Source organism: Streptomyces sp. NPDC093109, assembly GCF_040701725.1.
GTDB lineage: Bacteria > Actinomycetota > Actinomycetes > Streptomycetales > Streptomycetaceae > Streptomyces.
In genome coordinates, this window is sequence record NZ_JBFBEZ010000019.1 from 122505 (window position 1) to 139795 (window position 17291).

The following is a 17291-nucleotide window of genomic DNA, read 5'->3' on the forward strand; positions in this document are numbered from 1 at the left end:
GCATGGACTATGTATCCGCGCTTTTGCCGCCCGTGGTGATGGCGGCCTTCTTCATCGGCCTGGTCGTGACGATCGTCAAGAGCCAGGGCGGTCCCAACAAGGCCAAGGAGGACGCCGCCGTCGACGCGGCGTTCGCCCGCGCGGAAGCCGCCCGGGCGCAGGGCCCGGCCCCGGGCGCCCCCGGCGTCTGAGGAGCTCGGGTCGGGCTCGGGCCCGGGCTCGGGTCAGGCCCCGGGCGTATGACCTGGACGTACGACGGACTCTCCGTCGTACGTCCTTTTTGTTACGTCAATAACCGGCCATTCGGACATCTCGCACTATGGTTGCGCTGTGCCCCGTCAATTGGGAGACCTGGAAGACGCCGTCATGACGCGTGTCTGGCAATGGAACCGTCCGGTCACTGTCCGGGAAGTCCTGGAAGACCTTCAACAGGAACGGTCCATCGCCTACACCACCGTCATGACCGTAATGGACAATCTCCATCAGAAGGGCTGGGTGCGCCGGGAAGTGGACGGCCGCGCCTATAGATATACGGCGGTCTCCACCCGCGCCGCCTACGCGGCGGCGCTGATGAACGAAGCGTGGTCGAAGAGCGACAATCCGGCCGCGGCTCTGGTCGCCTTCTTCGGCATGATGTCGCCGGAGCAGCGCACCTCACTGGTGGACGCGGTCCGTATGGTGCGCGCCGACCGGCCGGAAGACGCCGACGACGCGGACGGCGCGCACGTCGAAGAAGAGACACCCTCGGAAGCCCCCGCCGAAGCGGCATCCGAACAGCCGGTCGAGGGCGCCGACGATCCGTCCGGGACGGGGCGATAGCGTCCAGCCATGTCCTCTGCCCTTCCGCCTCCCAATCCCGCGGCAAATGCCCTCACCGTCCGGCGGGCCAGGACCAGGGATGTGCCGGCGGTCCGCCGCCTTGTCGACCCTTACGTGAGCGAAGGCATCCTGCTCGACAAAGCGCCCGTGACCCTTTACGAGGACATCCAGGAGTTCTGGGTAGCGGAACGCGACGACGACGCTACTGTCATCGGCTGCGGCGCCTTGCACGTGATGTGGGAAGACCTCGCCGAAGTGCGCACACTCGCCGTGGATCCCGCGGCCAGGGGGGCGGGCGCCGGACATCTTCTTCTGGACAAGCTGCTGGAGACCGCCCGCTGGCTGGGAGTGCGCCGCGTATTCTGCCTCACCTTCGAAGTCGAGTTCTTCACGAAGCACGGCTTCACCGAGATCGGTGAGACACCGGTCGACGGAGATGTCTACAGAGAGCTGCTCCGTTCCTATGACGAGGGTGTTGCCGAGTTCCTCGGTCTCGAACGGGTGAAGCCGAACACCTTGGGCAACAGCCGGATGCTTCTGCACCTGTGATCGCCGGACGCCGCCGAGAGCGCCGAGAGCCCTATGTCCGAATCGCGCACGTTTCCCGCGTGTCCGAAGGACCGAACCTCTACCGGGGGTTTGTGTTTTCCTGAGAAAAGCGGTTTCCTTTCCGCGTACTGCATTTTTCGATGAAAGGAAATCCGGTGGCACAGAAGGTTCAGGTCCTTCTTGTCGATGACCTCGACGGCGGCGAGGCGGACGAGACAGTCACGTTCGCGCTGGACGGCAAGACCTACGAGATCGACCTCACTACCGCGAATGCGGACAAGCTCCGGGGTCTCCTCGATCCGTACACCAAGGGCGGCCGGCGTACCGGCGGCCGTGGTGCGGGCACCCGCGGCAAGGGCCGTGTCGCGGCCGGTGGCAACAAGGACACCGCGGAAATCCGCAAGTGGGCGAAGGAGAACGGCTACAACGTCAACGACCGCGGCCGTGTTCCCGCCGAGATCCGCGAAGCCTACGAGAAGGCCAACGGCTGAGTATTCGTACGAAACGTATTTCTGCGCAGCAACCGGGCCCGGTGGCACTCAAGCGCCGCCGCGCCCACGAGGCGTACGAGATCGGGGGCACCCCCACCGCTGCCCCCGCTGCTGCCGCCGCGTCCGAACGGGACGAACGCCGGCAGCGTCGATTCCCTCTCGCGCCCGAGCACGGGGGGTCGCAGCCACACGGCGGCCCCCTGCGCGATGGTGGACGGCCACCGCGGGGGTGCGGGAGCGGTCATGCGCCCGCCCGCGCCGAGCGCGGTCAGCCCCAGGGTGATGCCACCCCACTCCAGCCAGTCGAGCAGGCCAGGCAGCTCGTCCGCGCCGCCCGCGGCCACCAGCAGCCGCATCCGGTCCCCGTGGAGCGCCACGGGACCCGTCGGGCCGATCCGCCGCAGCAGCGCGGCGCCCGCGTCGGCGGGCAGCTCCAGCGCGTCGAACCGCACCCCGGTGAGCAGCGCCACCGGCGGCCCCGCCACCGTCGGCCAGCCGAGCCTCTCCTCGTACCACCGTGCGAGATCCCGCTGAGCGGAATCGCAGCGCGCGGAATCACCGCGTGCGGGATCGCCTTCGGGCGCCGTGCGCGGGGGCGGGACGGGGAGGGCCATGCCCGGAGCAACTCCCGAACAGGGCGCGGAGTTACGCTGTGTCGCGCGAGTGGCGCGCAGAGTGCCCGTTCCGGGGGCGTGCGGGAGCGTTTCGCAGCGCAAGGGTGTTCGCCCGTAGCTGAGGGAACAGGGGTGCGCCGCATGGACTGTCAGTGACTGCGGGTAAGACATTACCTAGTGGGAGAGGGGCGACACGCGGTTTCGGGCGGCTCGCGTTCGCCATCGGCGTACTGATGGCGAGGGTATCTGCCTGGCCTGCGGGAACATCGTCTCGGACCATCGGGTTGGAGCTGGTGTCCGGCGTTCGGGGCTGAGAGCCTGGGACAGGTGTCAGCAGTTGGAATGAGCGGTCCCCGCTTGCGGGACTAAGCTGCGGAAGGACAGGGAGGGGACCGACCCCTTTACTGCCTGACCGCTCTGAGGAGCGATTAACGATGTTCGAGAGGTTCACCGACCGCGCGCGGCGGGTTGTCGTCCTGGCTCAGGAAGAAGCCCGGATGCTCAACCACAACTACATCGGCACCGAGCACATCCTCCTGGGCCTTATCCACGAGGGTGAGGGTGTCGCCGCTAAGGCCCTGGAGAGCCTCGGGATTTCGCTCGAGGCGGTCCGCCAGCAGGTGGAGGAGATCATCGGGCAGGGCCAGCAGGCCCCGTCGGGTCACATCCCCTTCACCCCCCGTGCCAAGAAGGTCCTGGAGCTGTCGCTCCGCGAGGCCCTTCAGCTGGGCCACAACTACATCGGCACGGAGCACATCCTGCTCGGCCTGATCCGCGAGGGCGAGGGCGTCGCCGCCCAGGTCCTCGTGAAGCTGGGCGCCGATCTCAACCGGGTGCGGCAGCAGGTCATCCAGCTGCTCTCCGGCTACCAGGGCAAGGAGGCCGCCACAGCGGGCGGTCCTGCCGAGGGCACGCCCTCCACGTCCCTGGTCCTCGACCAGTTCGGCCGGAACCTCACCCAGGCCGCCCGTGAATCCAAGCTCGACCCGGTCATCGGGCGCGAGAAGGAGATCGAGCGGGTCATGCAGGTGCTGTCCCGCCGTACGAAGAACAACCCGGTCCTCATCGGCGAGCCCGGCGTCGGCAAGACGGCGGTCGTCGAGGGACTGGCGCAGGCCATCGTCAAGGGCGAGGTGCCCGAGACCCTCAAGGACAAGCACCTCTACACCCTCGACCTCGGCGCGCTGGTCGCCGGCTCCCGCTACCGCGGTGACTTCGAGGAGCGCCTGAAGAAGGTCCTCAAGGAGATCCGCACCCGCGGCGACATCATCCTGTTCATCGACGAGCTGCACACCCTGGTGGGTGCCGGTGCCGCCGAGGGCGCGATCGACGCCGCGAGCATCCTCAAGCCGATGCTGGCCCGCGGAGAGCTCCAGACCATCGGTGCGACGACGCTCGACGAGTACCGCAAGCACCTGGAGAAGGACGCGGCCCTTGAGCGCCGCTTCCAGCCCATCCAGGTCGCGGAGCCGTCGCTGCCGCACACGATCGAGATCCTGAAGGGTCTGCGCGACCGTTACGAGGCGCACCACCGCGTGTCCATCACGGACTCCGCCCTGGTCGCCGCCGCGACGCTCGCCGACCGCTACATCTCGGACCGCTTCCTGCCGGACAAGGCGATCGACCTGATCGACGAGGCCGGCTCCCGGATGCGCATCCGCCGGATGACCGCGCCGCCGGACCTCCGCGAGTTCGACGAGAAGATCGCGGGCGTCCGTCGCGACAAGGAGTCGGCCATCGACTCCCAGGACTTCGAGAAGGCAGCCTCTCTCCGCGACAAGGAGAAGCAGCTGCTGGCCGCGAAGACCAAGCGCGAGAAGGAGTGGAAGGCCGGCGACATGGATGTCGTCGCCGAGGTCGACGAGGACCTGATCGCCGAGGTCCTGGCGACGGCCACGGGTATTCCGGTCTTCAAGCTCACGGAAGAGGAATCCTCCCGGCTGCTCCGTATGGAGGACGAGCTGCACAAGCGCGTCATCGGCCAGAAGGACGCCATCAAGGCCCTCTCGCAGGCGATCCGCCGTACGCGAGCCGGCCTGAAGGACCCGAAGCGCCCCGGTGGCTCGTTCATCTTCGCCGGCCCGTCCGGTGTAGGTAAGACCGAGCTTTCCAAGACGCTCGCCGAATTCCTCTTCGGTGACGAGGACGCGCTGATCGCTCTCGACATGTCGGAGTTCAGCGAGAAGCACACGGTTTCGCGTCTCTTCGGTTCTCCCCCCGGATACGTGGGCTACGAAGAGGGCGGCCAGCTGACGGAGAAGGTCCGCCGCAAGCCGTTCTCCGTCGTCCTCTTCGACGAGGTCGAGAAGGCCCACCCCGATATCTTCAATTCCCTTCTCCAGATCCTGGAGGACGGTCGCCTGACCGACTCCCAGGGCCGGGTCGTGGACTTCAAGAACACGGTCATCATCATGACGACCAACCTCGGGACCCGGGACATCTCCAAGGGGTTCAACCTGGGCTTCGCCGCCCAGGGCGACACCAAGACCAACTACGACCGTATGAAGAACAAGGTCAACGAAGAGCTCAAGCAGCACTTCCGCCCCGAGTTCCTCAACCGCGTCGACGACACGGTCGTCTTCCACCAGCTCACCGAGGAAGACATCATCCAGATCGTCGACCTCATGGTCGACAAGGTCGACGAGCGACTGCGCGACCGCGACATGGGCCTTGAGCTGAGCCCGTCCGCGAAGTCGCTCCTCGCCAAGAAGGGCTACGACCCGGTCCTGGGCGCCCGTCCGCTCCGTCGGACGATCCAGCGGTCGATCGAGGACATTCTCTCCGAGAAGATCCTCTTCGGCGAGCTGCGCCCCGGCCACATCGTCGTCGTGGACACGACGGGCGAGGGCGACGCCAAGGAGTTCACCTTCCGCGGCGAGGAGAAGTCCCCCCTCCCGGACGTCCCCCCGATCGAGCAGGCAGCGGGCGGCGGCCCGAACCTGACGAAGGAGGCGTGAGCGTTCTCGCTCCACGCTGAGCAGTGCGAAGGGGCTGCCCCGGAACCGGTTATACGGTCCGGGGCAGCCCCTTTGGCAGGTCCAGCGGCTGATCCCGTACTCGGGTGAAGACTTCGAGAGCGGTGAGGGACGGAAACACCTTGGCCAGGTGGGCCACTCCGGCATGGTCCGCCGTGAGGTCGAGCCTGAGTGAGGTGACTTGGGGAACGGGGACGGCTTCGGAGGAGCCGTGGGTGAGCCATGTGCACGAGCCGATGGTCAGGTGGAGTCTCCGAAGTGAGGACCACTCGCGCAGGGACGAGAGGTCGAGCGGTCTTGCGCTGTCCAGGTGGAGATGGCTCACCTCGGGGTGGGCGGCGGGCAGACGGCCGAGGGACGACTGGCCGTAGTCGAGCTTGAGACGCCGGAGACGCGGGATCCGGTGGACAGCGTCGAGCGCTGCATCGCCGAGGAGGCGGCTCACCTCCAGGTGCAGAACGGTGAGCGACGTGTTCGCCAGCCCGGACAGGTCATCCAGCGCGGGGCATCCGGCGACATCGAGACTCCGCACGCCGGTGAGTCCCTGGAGGAAGGACACATCCCGAAGCATCGAGTTGTCGAAGACGTTCAGCGTTTCGCATCCCACGGTGGGGAGATGCTCACCCAGCTGTGAGGAGGTGGCGTTGACGAAGACACCGACAGTCGATGGGGACGGCAGGACGGGGAGCAGCCGCAGTTGGTCCAGAGTGGATACGTCGATGACCAAGTCCGTCAGAGACATGCCGACGAGTACCTCACGCGCGTACCGTTCCGTCGGGAACTCGCACCAGCCCCCCGCGATGGTGGAACGTACATGCACGCTCTCGTGCAGGGAGAACCGTTTGGCATAGGGAATGGCGCTGGATCCGCCGACCATGCAGATGAGTTCGGCTACCTCCTCCGCGTCCTCGGGGGCAAGGCCGGATGGTTCGGGGAGGAGCGGCAGCACAGCGGTTCCGAGCGATACCAGTGCGTCTGTGTGCCCCCTGTCCCGGGGCGGCAGCAGCGTACGGATGCGGTCGGTGACCAGTTCGCTCACCGTCTCGTCCACCACGACCGTGTCGAACAGACAGCGCGCCGCGAGGACATACAGGTCCGCGCGTCTGCCGCCGTAGGACGAGGCCGCCCCGTCCGCGAGCAGGCCCTCGATCAGTTTCCGTACCTCGTGCGGACGGCAGTGGCCCACCGCCAGCAGGACCGTGTCCCGCCACTGCTCGTTGTGGGCGTTCTGGAGCAGTTCGGGCAGCGAGCCGCCCTCGATGAGCGCGCGGGCCGCCAGATAGTCCTGGAAGGTGCGGTGGATGAACTGGATCTCGTCGTCCGCGCGTTCCTGGATCAGGCCACTGCGGTTGAGCAGGTGCCGGAGGACCGTCGCCGCCGATCCTTGTTCTCTGACCTTGGGCAGTCGCCGCAGCGCCATTTCGATCTGCTGCTCCGCGTCCTCGCGGGAGAGCTGGGCCTGCCCGCCTCGTACCAGCCAGACCGCCAGGCACTGCAACAGCTCCTGGTGCTCCTCGAAGCCCATGGCGATGCCTTCGGGGCTGCCTATCCTGCGCTGGGCGTCCCGGTTTCCGAGGAGCATCGCGAGGGTGGCGCGGTACAACTCCCAGCGGGTGTCCGGTAGGAGGCCGCCCCTGCGGCGATGGAGGGCGCAGATGACCGCGCAGAGCAGTGGGGTCTGAGCGAGGGTGCGGAGTGCGGTGTTCTGCCGTAACCGCTCCTTCAGCTCCGCTTCCAGGCTGTCCAGTTCGGCGTGTTCGGCGTTGGCGCGGTGTTGGTCCGCGTATCTGTCGCATTCGAGGCGGGCCGCTCGGTGCCAGGCGGTGACGAACGCCTGGATGTCCTTGTCCCGCATGGGCAGGAGCTGGAGTTCGTCGAACTCCTCAGCGTGGAGCCAGTCGTCCTCGACGGCGAGCGGCCGGACGGTGGTGAGGCAGCGGATGTGCGGGTAGAGGTCGAGCAGCTCGCTCAGCCAGACCCGAGCCTCCTCGCGCTCGCCCGCCGGTACCTCGTCCACGCCGTCGACCAGCAGGAGCGCCCGGCCCGACGACAGGACACGGCGTGCCCAGCCGGGTGGCGGGGCGTCCGTCAGGATCCGGGCGACGGAGTGGAGCGCGGTGGGGCTCGGCGGGCCGAGTCCACGGGCGTGCAGGGTCCGTAAGGGGACGACGAACGGGATCAGGCCGTTGAGGTCGGCCAGTTCGGGGCCCAGCGTGCCGCAGGCGGCGTGGGCCGCGAGCCACCACACCAGGGTCGTCTTGCCGGCGCCCGCCTCGCCGCGCAGGAGCGCTCTGGGCCGTTGCGCCAACAGTTCCTCGATCCGGTGAGGCTGGCCGGGGGAGCGGCCCCGGCGGCCGGCCTCCAGACTCAGATACGCCGTATCCAGGTCCCAAGTGGATTCGCCGGCACCCAGTTCGTCGATACCGAAGATCCGCGTTTTGCGGTACCGGGCCTTGATGGCCCGGGCGTACTCCTCCTCGAAACGCTGGTCGTGGGGGTGGTGGCTGGTGAACGATTCGTGCTTCGCCGGGAACAGCTCTACCGGGAGCCTGTTGACGATCCGGTCCATCGGTACGCCCTCGACACGCAGATGACCCCGCCCCTTCGGGACCTGAGTGACCACGCCCAGCAGCACCCTCCCCGCGAAGACCGGTGCGCCCGAGAGCCCGGCAAGCGGTGTTGTGCCGTCGTCGCGGTCCTCGGCCGCCGGGCTGTCCAGCTCGCAGACCAGCGCGGAGCGCAGTGCGCCCGCCGCCGGGAGGATCGTGGCGCGGTACTGGTCGAGTTCGAGCGCGTCGTCGTCCCCGTACCGATGGATGTCGGGGAAGCCGGTGATCTCGCAGTGCGGGAGGGGCGACTCGGTGGCGAGGGTGCCGACGCGGAGTATGCCGAGCGGGGCGGCCGGCTCCGGGCCGATGATGTCCTCGTCGGTGATCAGGGTCGCGACGTCGAGGTCGTCGTCCCGCCACTGGACGGCGGCGGCGATGCTTCCCGTCCGCCGGGGATGGGCGATCGCGGGGCTGTTCCCGTCGCCCAGTACGTGCGCGCATGTCAGGACCAGGCGTGGTGTGAGCAGCACTCCCGTGCCCTGGCCCGCGCCCAGTACGGCGACGACCCGGGCCAGGGTCACCGTCCCGCGCCGCCGAAGCCGGCCGTGCTGCCCCGGTCCGCGTTGCCGACCTTCCACGGCGCTCCGGTACGGGCGTCCTGCGGCTTCAGCGTGAACGCGACCTTGTGGGTGTGGGCCGAGGTACGGGCGCCGTCCGCGCCCGCTTCCACCACCCATGCCTTCACCTTGAGGCCGCCCTTGATCTCCTTGCGGAGCTCCAGCGTGAATTCCATCTGGATGTCGCCGACCTCGAAGGCCATGGGCTGACCGGTGGCGCGGGTGGCGGCGTCCAGGAGCTGGTCGCGTACGGACTGGATGGCGTCGGCGAGTTCGATGCCGTCGAACTCGTGGTCCTGGTCGTCGGCGCCGGTGGTCATGGCTGGTTGCCCCCTGAGCGTGCGCTGCCCGCGCTGTTCGGCGGGTCCGGATCCCGTCGAGCCTAGGGTTCCGGGCCCTTCCCTACCCGCCGTTTCCGGCAAGGACCTACGTCCCGAAACGGACGGCCTTCCGGCCCGGTGGCCGTGACAAGGCGCACAGGCGTTTTCGGGCCCCCTAGGGGTGGTAGTAGCCGCGCCCGGGCCCCGGCCGGGGTGAGCGGCGGGAGGGGTGGGGGACCTTCGGCGGTGGGCGGGGTTTCGCTGTCTCCGCTGGGCCGCGCCATCGGTCCGTACCCCTTCCTGAGGCCGTGGAGTGGATCGGATTGGCATATGCCGGGAGGTTCCGGGGGCGGGTGATTGAAGCGTCAAGGGCCGGAGGGCCGTGGAGATTGCTACGACCTGGTGTCGTAGATGGGGTGTTTTGGGATAGGGCGGGGTCCGGGTTACCAAGGTGAGGCAAGCCCGGCGCATCGACGCTTTCGATTGCCGGGTCCCTTTACGCCCGGAGGTTTCCGCGTATGTCGCAGCGCAAGCTGTCCCGTCTCGCCCGCCCGTCCGCCCTTCGTACCCGTGCCGGTGTCCTGGCTGCCGGACTCGGGGTGTCCGCGGTGGTCGGGGCCGGGGCCGCGTTCGCCGCGACCAGCGGTGGTGACGTGGCCGCCGGCTCGTCCGTCGCGTCCACCGTCGGCTCCGTACAGCACCGGGCCGCCGCTCAGGCCCCCGCCAAGGAGACGGCCGCCAAGGCCGCCACCTGGACCGGCCCGGTCAAGAAGTACACGCTGAGCGCCAGCTTCGGCCTCGGTGGCAGCCGGTGGTCGCACAAGCACTCCGGCCAGGACTTCGCGGTGCCGATCGGTACGGCCGTCCACGCCGCCCACGCCGGCACCGTCGTCAAGGCCGGCCCCAACGGTGCCGGTGACGGTCCCGCGTACGGCAACGCCATCGTCGTCAAGCACGCGAACGGCACCTACTCGCAGTACGCGCACCTCTCGAAGGTCCAGGTGAAGATCGGCCAGGCCGTCAAGACGGGCCAGCAGATAGCCCTGTCCGGCAACACCGGCAACTCCAGCGGCCCGCACCTGCACTTCGAGATCCGTACGACCCCGAACTACGGCTCGGCGGTCAACCCGGTGAACTTCCTGCGCTCCGTTGGTGTGAAGATCTGACCCGCCTCGGGTCCGACCGGTAGCGTGCGTGCCGTCTCAGCTCGTTACGCCGTGAGCCCGGTTCATCAGCTCGAAGGAGACCTCAAGGACAGCCTCGCGCTTCTCCTCGGGGTCTCCTTCGGCGTCCTTGAGCGCGAGCATCCCGGTGTGGATCGTGAAGAGCGCGCTCACGCAGCGGACCTGGTCGCTCATGGAGGCGTTCGGCTCCTGGATCAGGTCGCGCAGCTCCATCATGCGGTCCTTGAACGGGGTGCCGATGCGCAGATCGCGCAGGCTCGCCTGGTTCTCGTGGAAGAAGCGGAAGAGCGGCGCCGCGTGCGCCAGCATCTCGCTGAAGCGGCGCAGGATCTCGTGCTTGGTCTCCAGCGTGTGCGGCCGGCTCCGGCCCCAGGCGATGAGTTCGTCCATCGGCCGCGTCAGATCGTCGAAGATGCTGACGATGATGTCTTCCTTGGACTTGAAGTGGTAGTAGAGCGCTGCCTTTGTGACATCCAGCTGCTCCGCGATCTCCCGTAGTGAGGTCTTCTCGTACCCCTGCTCGGCGAAGAGTTCCAGCGCGATGTCCTGGATGCGCTGGCGGGTGTCGCCCCGTCGCGGGTGCTGGGTGCTGCCCATGCTGGTCTCCCGAGAATTAACTTACTTGACGCCCGGCAAGTAAGGGTCTACCTTCCCCCAGTGTAGTCAACTTGCCGGGCGGCAAGTAAGTGTCTGGGTGGTGTGCAGGGGAGTGGGGAAGATGAGTACGACCAATCCACGTTCGGTCGACATCGACAAACGGGCGGACAAGGCAGGCGCGGCGGACGCGGCAGGCAAGGCGGACAAGGGGGCGCAGGAGCCGCCGCAGCCGCGCAGCGTGCGCGTGGTGCTGCTCGCGCTGATGATCGCGATGCTGCTCGCCATGCTGGACAACATGATCATCGGTACGGCGATGCCGACCATAGTCGGCGAGCTGGGCGGGCTCGCACACCTGTCCTGGGTGGTCACCGCCTACACCCTGGCCACCGCCGCCTCCACGCCGATCTGGGGCAAGCTCGGCGACCTCTACGGGCGCAAGAGCGTCTTCCTCACCTCGATCGTGGTCTTCCTGGTCGGTTCCGCGCTCAGCGGCATGGCCCAGGACATGGGCCAGCTGATCGGCTTCCGGGCCATCCAGGGCCTCGGCGCCGGCGGTCTGATGGTCGGCGTCATGGCGATCATCGGTGACCTCATCCCGCCCCGCGAGCGCGGCAAGTACCAGGGCATGATGGCCGGCGTCATGGCGCTCGCCATGATCGGCGGCCCGCTGGTCGGCGGCACCATCACCGACCACCTCGGCTGGCGCTGGAGCTTCTACATCAACCTGCCGCTGGGCGCGGTGGCGCTGGTGATGATCACTGCCGTACTGCATCTGCCCGCCAAGGACCCGTCGAAGGCCAAGGTCGACTATCTCGGCGCCGGGCTGCTGGCGGTCGGCATCACCGCGATCGTGCTGGTCACCACGTGGGGCGGGTCCGAGTACGACTGGACCTCGCCGGTGATCCTCGTGCTGATCTTCGGCGGCATCGCCTCGCTCATCGGCTTCGTCGCCGTACAGCGGCAGACCGCCGAACCGATCATGCCGCTGCACATCTTCGGCAGCCGCAACTTCACGCTGATGTCGGTGATCGGCTTCCTGGTCGGCTTCGTGATGTTCGGCGCGGTCCTCTTCCTGCCGCTCTACCAGCAGGCCGTCCAGGGCGCCTCGGCCACCAACTCCGGGCTGCTGCTCCTGCCGATGCTGCTGTCGATGATGCTCGTCTCGCTCGTCGCGGGCCGGATCACCACCAGCACGGGCCGGTACAAGATCTTCCCGATCATGGGCAGCGGGCTGATGGTCGTCGGGCTCTTCCTGCTCGCGCAGATGGACACCGGCACCTCGCGGCTGACCTCCGGCATCTACATGGCGGTGCTCGGCGCCGGCATGGGCTTCCTGATGCAGATCACGATGCTCGTCGCGCAGAACAGCGTCGAGATGAAGGACATGGGCGTCGGCTCGTCGACGACCACCCTCTTCCGTACGCTCGGCGGCTCCTTCGGCGCCGCGATCATGGGCGCGCTCTTCACCAACCGGGTGCAGGACGAGATGTCCAAGCTCGGTGGCTCCGCCGCCGGCGCTGCCTCGCAGTCCGCGCAGCTGGACGCGGCGAGCCTGGCGAAGCTGCCCGACGTGGCGCGGGAGGCGTACCAGCACGCGGTGTCGTCCGGTACGCACGCGGCCTTCACCCTGGGCGCGTCGATCGCGGTGATCGGCTTCGTGGCGGCGTTCTTCGTCAAGGAGGTCCCGCTCAGGGGCGCGGGACCGCAGAGTCCCGGCGAGAGCGGCGAGACGCAGGCGCCGCCCGCGGCGGACGGCAAGGTCGCGCAGCCCGCGTGACCCCGCTGCCGCCCGTACGGCACTGACCTCGTGTGACATCGACAACGAGAACGACAACGGCTCCCCGGCGCTTGCATCGCGCCGGGGAGCCGTTGCCGTTGTCAGCGGTGCGGGGGCGCGGTTAGGCCTTCAGGTGCGGCAGCATCGGGAAGCTGCCCGTCGCCGTCGGCGCGTGTTCCGGGAGCCAGAGCACCGCGATCGCGCCGCCCTCGCCCTTCCGGCCCGCCCAGCCCTCCGGCGTCGCGTTGCGGAACGTGAGCCGGGCGCCGAGGACGCGGGCCTGGCCGGCCGCGATCGTCAGGCCCAGGCCGTGCCCGTGGCCCGCGCGGTCGGTGGCGCCCGTACGGAAGCGGCTCGGGCCCTCGCGCAGCAGCGCCTCGGGGAAGCCGGGGCCGTGGTCGCGTACGCGCACGACCCGGCCCTCGACCGTGACCTCGACCGGGGTCGCGCCGTGTTTGGCCGCGTTGGCCAGCAGATTGCCCAGGATGCGCTCCAGCCTGCGCGGGTCGGTGTTCACCCAGGACTCGTGCACCACCTGGATCCTGATGTCCGGGTTCAGCAGCGACACCCGCCGCTCGACGAACTCGCCCAGCGCGATCTCCTGCAGCTCCGCCCGCTCCGACGCGCTGTCCAGACGGGCCACCTCAAGGACGTCCTCGACCAGCGTCCGCATCGCCTGCGCCCGGTCCCGTACCAGCTCCGTGGGGCGGCCGGGGGGCAGCAGTTCGGCGGCCGTGAGGAGCCCCGTGACGGGGGTGCGCAGCTCGTGGGCGATATCGGCGGTGACCCGGCGCTCCGCCTCGATGCGCTCGTTCAGCGCGTCCGTCAGGGCGTCCACGGCGCGGGCCAGCTCGTCGGTCTCGTCGCGGACGAGCCCGCCGATGGCGTCCCCGACCCGTACGTCCGTGTTCCCCTGCGCCACCCGGCCCGCCGCCGCGGCGGCCTTGCGCAGCCGGCGCGAGAGCTGCCCGCCGATCAGCACGCCCAGCGCGCAGCCGCCGAAGACCACCGCGACCGAACCGATGATCAGGGAGCGGTCCAGATCCGTCATGATCGAGGCGCTGCGGTCGGCGAACTTGCTGTGCAGCGAGAGCACCGAGCCGTTGGACATGGGCACGGCGGCCCAGACGTCCGGCGTCCCGTCCGCCGTCTCGTGGACGAAGGTGGCGCGCCGCCCCTCCTTCATCTTCCGGCGCAGGTCGTGCGGGAGCGCGGGGTCGTTGACCTTCGTGCCGAACTTCGGATCCTTGGTCGTGTCGTACATCCGCTGCGCGAACAGCAGCCGCTCCAGCTGCACTTCGCGCGCGTTGTCGAGCATGGAGACCCGGGCGGAGTTGTGCACCACCAGGCTCAGCGCCACCGCGACCAGCGCACCGACGGCGGCGATCGCGATGCTGATCTTCCACCTGACCCCGGTGCGCAGGACGAGCCGCTTCATCGTGCTCCCCGTTCCCTCTCGCATGGATCCCGTAGAACCCGTAGAACCCGCTGATCCCGAACCAATCCTGGGAAGTCCCGGGTGGATGTCAGGCCTTGAGCTTGTAGCCGAAGCCGCGCACGGTATCGATCCGGTCCTGGCCGATCTTGGTGCGCAGCCGCTGCACATGGACGTCCACCACCCGGGTGTCACCGCCCCAGCCGTAGTCCCAGACCCGCTCCAGCAGCCTGTCCCGCGACAGTACGGTCCCGGGCGCCGCCGAGAACTCCAGCAGGAGCCGCATCTCCGTCGGGGTCAGCGCCACCGGCTCACCCGCTCTGCGTACCTCCATGCCCTCCGTGTCGATCTCCAGATCGCCGAAGGTCAGCACGCCGTGCTCGGCGTGCCCGTCGGATCCGTCGGGCTCCCCGGCGGGCCGCCCCGCGTGCCCGAAGCGGCGCAGTACGGCCCTGATCCTCGCGACCAGCACCGCGCCGTCGAAGGGCTTCGTCACGTAGTCGTCGGCGCCGGCCTCCAGACCGAGCACCACATCGATCGAGTCGGCACGCGCCGACAGCATGATCACGGGCACGGTCGACTCGTCGCGGATGCGCCGGCAGAGGCTGACGCCGTCCAGCCCCGGCACCATCACGTCGAGCAGCGCGATGTCCGGCCGGTTCGCGCGGAACGCCTCCAGGCCCGACAGCCCGTCGGGCATGGCGGTGACCGCGAAGCCGTCACGCTCCAGCGCCAGCTGGGTGGCTTCGCGGATGACATCGTCGTCCTCGACGAACAGGACGTGGGTCTCGGCCATCCCGCGGCTCTCAGTTCTCACTCGGCGCGGCGGACTCGTCGGCGTTCCCGTCGCCGTTGCCCACCGCTCTGCTGTAGTCGTTGCGCACCCGGTAGCGCTCGCTGAACTTGGTGTCGGCCCAGCCGTATGTCACCACGTCCTCGCCCGAGGGGAACGTCACCGAATCCCCGCGCGCGTATATCTGCTGGGTGACGACCAGTTCGCCGCGGTCGATCGTGGCGTAGACCGCGGGCTCCTCGGCCGTGAAGACATTCTCGTACGCGTCGTTCTTCTCGCGGTAGACGAACGTCCCGATTCCCACCGAGTCACCGCATGTCAGTACGTTGATCACCACATCCGGCACGGTGCCGCCGGTGAGATTTCCGTACGAGGTGTCCACCGGGTAGCCGGCTCCCGAGCACGGCTTCAGCTCGGCCTTGATCCGCTTGCTGATGGTGGGATCCTCCCGGAGCACCGCCACCGGATCGACGGTCTTCGCGCTCGCCGCGCCGGCGCCGGACGACCTCGGCGTGGGCGCGCCGTGCTGGGCGGGCGTGGTCAGGGCCGAGCCCTCGTCCCTGGTTCCCGTACCGCCGGTCGAGCAGGCGGCGGCGAACAGGCCGAGGGCGGCGAGCCCGGCCATCACCGTGCCCCCTGTCGCCAGTGATCCGCCCCCCGGCCGACCGGGGCCTGTCAGGCCGCGCACCTTTCCCGCCCCATTTCCCCGGACTTCTCCGCGGACTCCCGGTTCTCGAGAGCCCGGCTCTCCTGCGCCCTGCTCTCCAGCTCCTGACGGAGCCGGGCCAGCGCGCGGTGCAGTGTGCTCTTCACCGTACCCGGCGACATACCGAGCGCCGCGGCGGTCTCCTCGGTGCTCATCTGCTCCCAGTGTCGCAGCACGACGACACTGCGCTGCTTGGGCGCCAGCACCCCGAGGATGTCCATCAGCAGCGCGCGGTCGGCGCGCTGCTCGCTGCCGTCCTCGACGCTCGCGTCGGGCAGCTGCTCGGTGGGGACCTCTTCGAGCTTGCGGGCGCGCCACCACTCCGTACGGGTGTTGATCATGACCCGGCGCAGATAGGCGTCGGCGAGGGACTTGTCGGCGATGCTGTTCCAGCGGCCGTACGTGCGGGCCAGCGCGGTCTGGAGCAGATCCTGCGCGTCCACCGGATCCGGTACGAGACGGCGGGCGCTGCGCAGCAGCGCCTCCTGCCGGGTACGCACGTACTCCTCGAAACCGAGCACCTCACCCTGCGCCATGCCAACCGCCTCCGACCCCGTGACCATCCGCGCCGTTCCCTGACGGCGCTTTTCCTTACGCCACTGAAATTACGGAGCGTCTGTCACGAGGCTGTGCGGGACAGCCGTCGGGGGGCGCACGGCTGTCCATCGGTTGTGTAACGGCTATGAGGCGGGAGGTTTCAAGGAGGCGTTCCGGATTGTCCCGGATCCGCTTCGCTTGTCCCGGATCAGCTGCGCGGCAGCCGGTAGAGGCCGCCGTCCAGTGGCTCGACCAGCCCGTCCGCGACCAGGCCGTCCAGCGCCCTGGCCCGCTGCACCGGCTCGTCCCACACCGCGTCCAGCGCCCGCTGCGGTACGGCACCGGGCGCGTCGCGCAGGACGGCGAGGAGCTTGCCGCGCACCTGGCGGTCCGTACCGGCGTACGTCTGGCCGCGCCGGGCCGGGCCGTCGTGCGGCGGCTTCCCGGCCAGCAGCCAGGCGCAGCGCGCGGCGATCGGGCAGCGTGCGCAGCTCTCGTTCTTCGCGGTGCAGACCAGCGCGCCAAGCTCCATGGAGGACGCGGCCCAGCGCGCCGCCGTGTCCTCTTCCGCGGGCAGCAGCGCGCGGGCGAGCTTGCGCTCGGCGGCGGTGGTCGCGTTCGGCGGGTACTGGACGCCGGTGACGGCGCGGGCGAAGACCCGGCGCACGTTCGTGTCGAGCACGGCGTGCCGCTGCCCGTACGCGAAGGAGGCCACGGCCGCGGCGGTGTACTCGCCGATGCCCGGCAGGGCGAGGAGCTGCGCGTGCCGGCGGGGTACGTCACCGCCGTGGCGTTCCGTTATCGCCTGCGCGGCCCCGTGCAGGCGCAGCGCGCGGCGCGGGTAGCCGAGGCGTCCCCAGGCGCGTACGGCCTCACCGGGGGCGTCGGCGGCCAGGTCGGCGGGGCGGGGCCAGCGGGCGAGCCACTGCTCGTACACCGGGAGCACCCGGCTGACGGGGGTCTGCTGGAGCATGAACTCGCTGACCATCACGCCCCAGGCGCCGGCCTCGGGGCGGCGCCAGGGCAGGTCCCGCGCGTGCGTCTCGAACCAGGCGAGGACGGGGGTGTGGAGGGCGGTCGCTTCGGCGGTCACGGAGGTGATGGTCACGGAGGCGGTGGTCACGGAGGCGGCGGTCGCTTCGACGGTCACGGAGGCGGCGGTCGCTTCGACGGTCACGGAGGCGGCGGCGGAGTCGGGTGCCGGTGCCTGGGCCTGGGCCGGGCAGGAGGCTGAGGTGGTGTCCGCGGCGCGTGCAGTGTCCGGGAGGTGCGCGGCGTCTGGGGTGTGCGCGGGGGTAGCAGTCATGGCACGACCGATCCTGGCACGA

At 69.2% G+C, this 17291-nt stretch carries 16 protein-coding genes; 7 read left to right on the top strand and 9 right to left on the bottom strand.

Annotated elements, in window-relative coordinates; genetic code table 11:
- Positions 1-2 precede the first annotated feature (2 nt).
- From AB0389_RS20050 to AB0389_RS20065, 4 genes are all read left to right on the top strand, one after another.
- The gene (locus AB0389_RS20050) at positions 3-191 is read left to right on the top strand and encodes a hypothetical protein (RefSeq protein WP_366396763.1); all 189 of its coding nucleotides are present in this window, start codon (positions 3-5) and stop codon (positions 189-191) included.
- Between the two features lie 139 nt (positions 192-330).
- The gene (locus AB0389_RS20055) at positions 331-819 is read left to right on the top strand and encodes a BlaI/MecI/CopY family transcriptional regulator (RefSeq protein WP_366396764.1); all 489 of its coding nucleotides are present in this window, start codon (positions 331-333) and stop codon (positions 817-819) included.
- A gap of 9 nt (positions 820-828) precedes the next feature.
- A complete protein-coding gene (locus AB0389_RS20060) occupies positions 829-1368 on the top strand; it encodes an amino-acid N-acetyltransferase (RefSeq protein WP_114659859.1) in 540 nt (179 codons plus the stop codon).
- Between the two features lie 155 nt (positions 1369-1523).
- A complete protein-coding gene (locus AB0389_RS20065; RefSeq protein WP_366396765.1) occupies positions 1524-1859 on the top strand; it encodes an Lsr2 family protein in 336 nt (111 codons plus the stop codon).
- Here AB0389_RS20065 and AB0389_RS20070 read toward each other — a convergent pair.
- Positions 1838-2473: an SCO3374 family protein gene (locus AB0389_RS20070; protein WP_366396766.1), complete on the bottom strand. Its 636-nt coding sequence runs from the start codon at positions 2471-2473 to the stop codon at positions 1838-1840. The two genes, AB0389_RS20065 and AB0389_RS20070, sit on opposite strands and share 22 nt — an antisense overlap.
- A gap of 434 nt (positions 2474-2907) precedes the next feature.
- Here AB0389_RS20070 and AB0389_RS20075 point away from each other — a divergent pair, with 434 nt between their 5' ends.
- Positions 2908-5430: an ATP-dependent Clp protease ATP-binding subunit gene (locus AB0389_RS20075; RefSeq protein ID WP_366396767.1), complete on the top strand. Its 2523-nt coding sequence runs from the start codon at positions 2908-2910 to the stop codon at positions 5428-5430.
- Between the two features lie 49 nt (positions 5431-5479).
- Here AB0389_RS20075 and AB0389_RS20080 read toward each other — a convergent pair whose 3' ends face one another.
- Entirely contained in the window at positions 5480-8578 is a 3099-nt protein-coding gene (locus AB0389_RS20080) for an NACHT domain-containing protein (RefSeq protein WP_366396768.1), read from the bottom strand.
- The gene (locus AB0389_RS20085) at positions 8575-8934 is read right to left on the bottom strand and encodes a trypco2 family protein (RefSeq protein ID WP_366396769.1); all 360 of its coding nucleotides are present in this window, start codon (positions 8932-8934) and stop codon (positions 8575-8577) included. Before AB0389_RS20085 ends, AB0389_RS20080 begins: the two co-directional genes overlap by 4 nt.
- 518 nt (positions 8935-9452) lie before the next feature.
- Between AB0389_RS20085 and AB0389_RS20090 the strand changes: the two genes are divergently transcribed.
- Positions 9453-10100 (top strand): M23 family metallopeptidase, encoded by a 648-nt coding sequence (locus tag AB0389_RS20090; protein WP_366396770.1) that lies wholly within the window; start codon positions 9453-9455, stop codon positions 10098-10100.
- Between the two features lie 36 nt (positions 10101-10136).
- On the opposite strand, the gene AB0389_RS20095 is transcribed toward AB0389_RS20090, so the two are convergent.
- Positions 10137-10715 carry a helix-turn-helix domain-containing protein gene (locus AB0389_RS20095; protein WP_366396771.1) on the bottom strand — a complete coding sequence of 193 codons (579 nt, stop codon included), beginning with the start codon at positions 10713-10715 and terminating at the stop codon, positions 10137-10139.
- A gap of 121 nt (positions 10716-10836) precedes the next feature.
- Here AB0389_RS20095 and AB0389_RS20100 point away from each other — a divergent pair, with 121 nt between their 5' ends.
- Positions 10837-12492 carry an MDR family MFS transporter gene (locus tag AB0389_RS20100; RefSeq protein ID WP_366396772.1) on the top strand — a complete coding sequence of 552 codons (1656 nt, stop codon included), beginning with the start codon at positions 10837-10839 and terminating at the stop codon, positions 12490-12492.
- A gap of 121 nt (positions 12493-12613) precedes the next feature.
- Here AB0389_RS20100 and cseC read toward each other — a convergent pair whose 3' ends face one another.
- The 5 genes from cseC to AB0389_RS20125 form a co-directional block, all read right to left on the bottom strand.
- Entirely contained in the window at positions 12614-13930 is a 1317-nt protein-coding gene (gene cseC / locus AB0389_RS20105; RefSeq protein WP_366396773.1) for a two-component system sensor histidine kinase CseC, read from the bottom strand.
- A gap of 88 nt (positions 13931-14018) precedes the next feature.
- A complete protein-coding gene (cseB, locus tag AB0389_RS20110; RefSeq protein WP_366396774.1) occupies positions 14019-14723 on the bottom strand; it encodes a two-component system response regulator CseB in 705 nt (234 codons plus the stop codon).
- 10 nt (positions 14724-14733) lie between these two features.
- A complete protein-coding gene (locus AB0389_RS20115; RefSeq protein WP_366396775.1) occupies positions 14734-15345 on the bottom strand; it encodes a hypothetical protein in 612 nt (203 codons plus the stop codon).
- Positions 15346-15395: 50 nt separating this feature from the next.
- Entirely contained in the window at positions 15396-15962 is a 567-nt protein-coding gene (locus tag AB0389_RS20120; protein ID WP_366396776.1) for a SigE family RNA polymerase sigma factor, read from the bottom strand.
- 209 nt (positions 15963-16171) lie between these two features.
- A complete protein-coding gene (locus tag AB0389_RS20125) occupies positions 16172-17269 on the bottom strand; it encodes an A/G-specific adenine glycosylase (protein ID WP_366396777.1) in 1098 nt (365 codons plus the stop codon).
- Positions 17270-17291 lie beyond the last annotated feature (22 nt).

Excerpts from the sequence above, each read along its gene's own strand:
- AB0389_RS20050 (WP_366396763.1), top strand. The coding sequence starts at position 3 with ATGGACTATGTATCCGCGCTTTTGCCGCCCGTGGTGATGGCGGCCTTC.
- AB0389_RS20060 (WP_114659859.1), top strand. The coding sequence starts at position 829 with ATGTCCTCTGCCCTTCCGCCTCCCAATCCCGCGGCAAATGCCCTCACC.
- AB0389_RS20070 (WP_366396766.1), bottom strand. The coding sequence starts at position 2,473 with ATGGCCCTCCCCGTCCCGCCCCCGCGCACGGCGCCCGAAGGCGATCCC.
- AB0389_RS20075 (WP_366396767.1), top strand. The coding sequence starts at position 2,908 with ATGTTCGAGAGGTTCACCGACCGCGCGCGGCGGGTTGTCGTCCTGGCT.
- AB0389_RS20085 (WP_366396769.1), bottom strand. The coding sequence starts at position 8,934 with ATGACCACCGGCGCCGACGACCAGGACCACGAGTTCGACGGCATCGAA.
- AB0389_RS20090 (WP_366396770.1), top strand. The coding sequence starts at position 9,453 with ATGTCGCAGCGCAAGCTGTCCCGTCTCGCCCGCCCGTCCGCCCTTCGT.
- AB0389_RS20095 (WP_366396771.1), bottom strand. The coding sequence starts at position 10,715 with ATGGGCAGCACCCAGCACCCGCGACGGGGCGACACCCGCCAGCGCATC.
- AB0389_RS20100 (WP_366396772.1), top strand. The coding sequence starts at position 10,837 with ATGAGTACGACCAATCCACGTTCGGTCGACATCGACAAACGGGCGGAC.
- cseC (WP_366396773.1), bottom strand. The coding sequence starts at position 13,930 with ATGAAGCGGCTCGTCCTGCGCACCGGGGTCAGGTGGAAGATCAGCATC.
- cseB (WP_366396774.1), bottom strand. The coding sequence starts at position 14,723 with ATGGCCGAGACCCACGTCCTGTTCGTCGAGGACGACGATGTCATCCGC.
- AB0389_RS20115 (WP_366396775.1), bottom strand. The coding sequence starts at position 15,345 with ATGGCCGGGCTCGCCGCCCTCGGCCTGTTCGCCGCCGCCTGCTCGACC.
- AB0389_RS20120 (WP_366396776.1), bottom strand. The coding sequence starts at position 15,962 with ATGGCGCAGGGTGAGGTGCTCGGTTTCGAGGAGTACGTGCGTACCCGG.
- AB0389_RS20125 (WP_366396777.1), bottom strand. The coding sequence starts at position 17,269 with ATGACTGCTACCCCCGCGCACACCCCAGACGCCGCGCACCTCCCGGAC.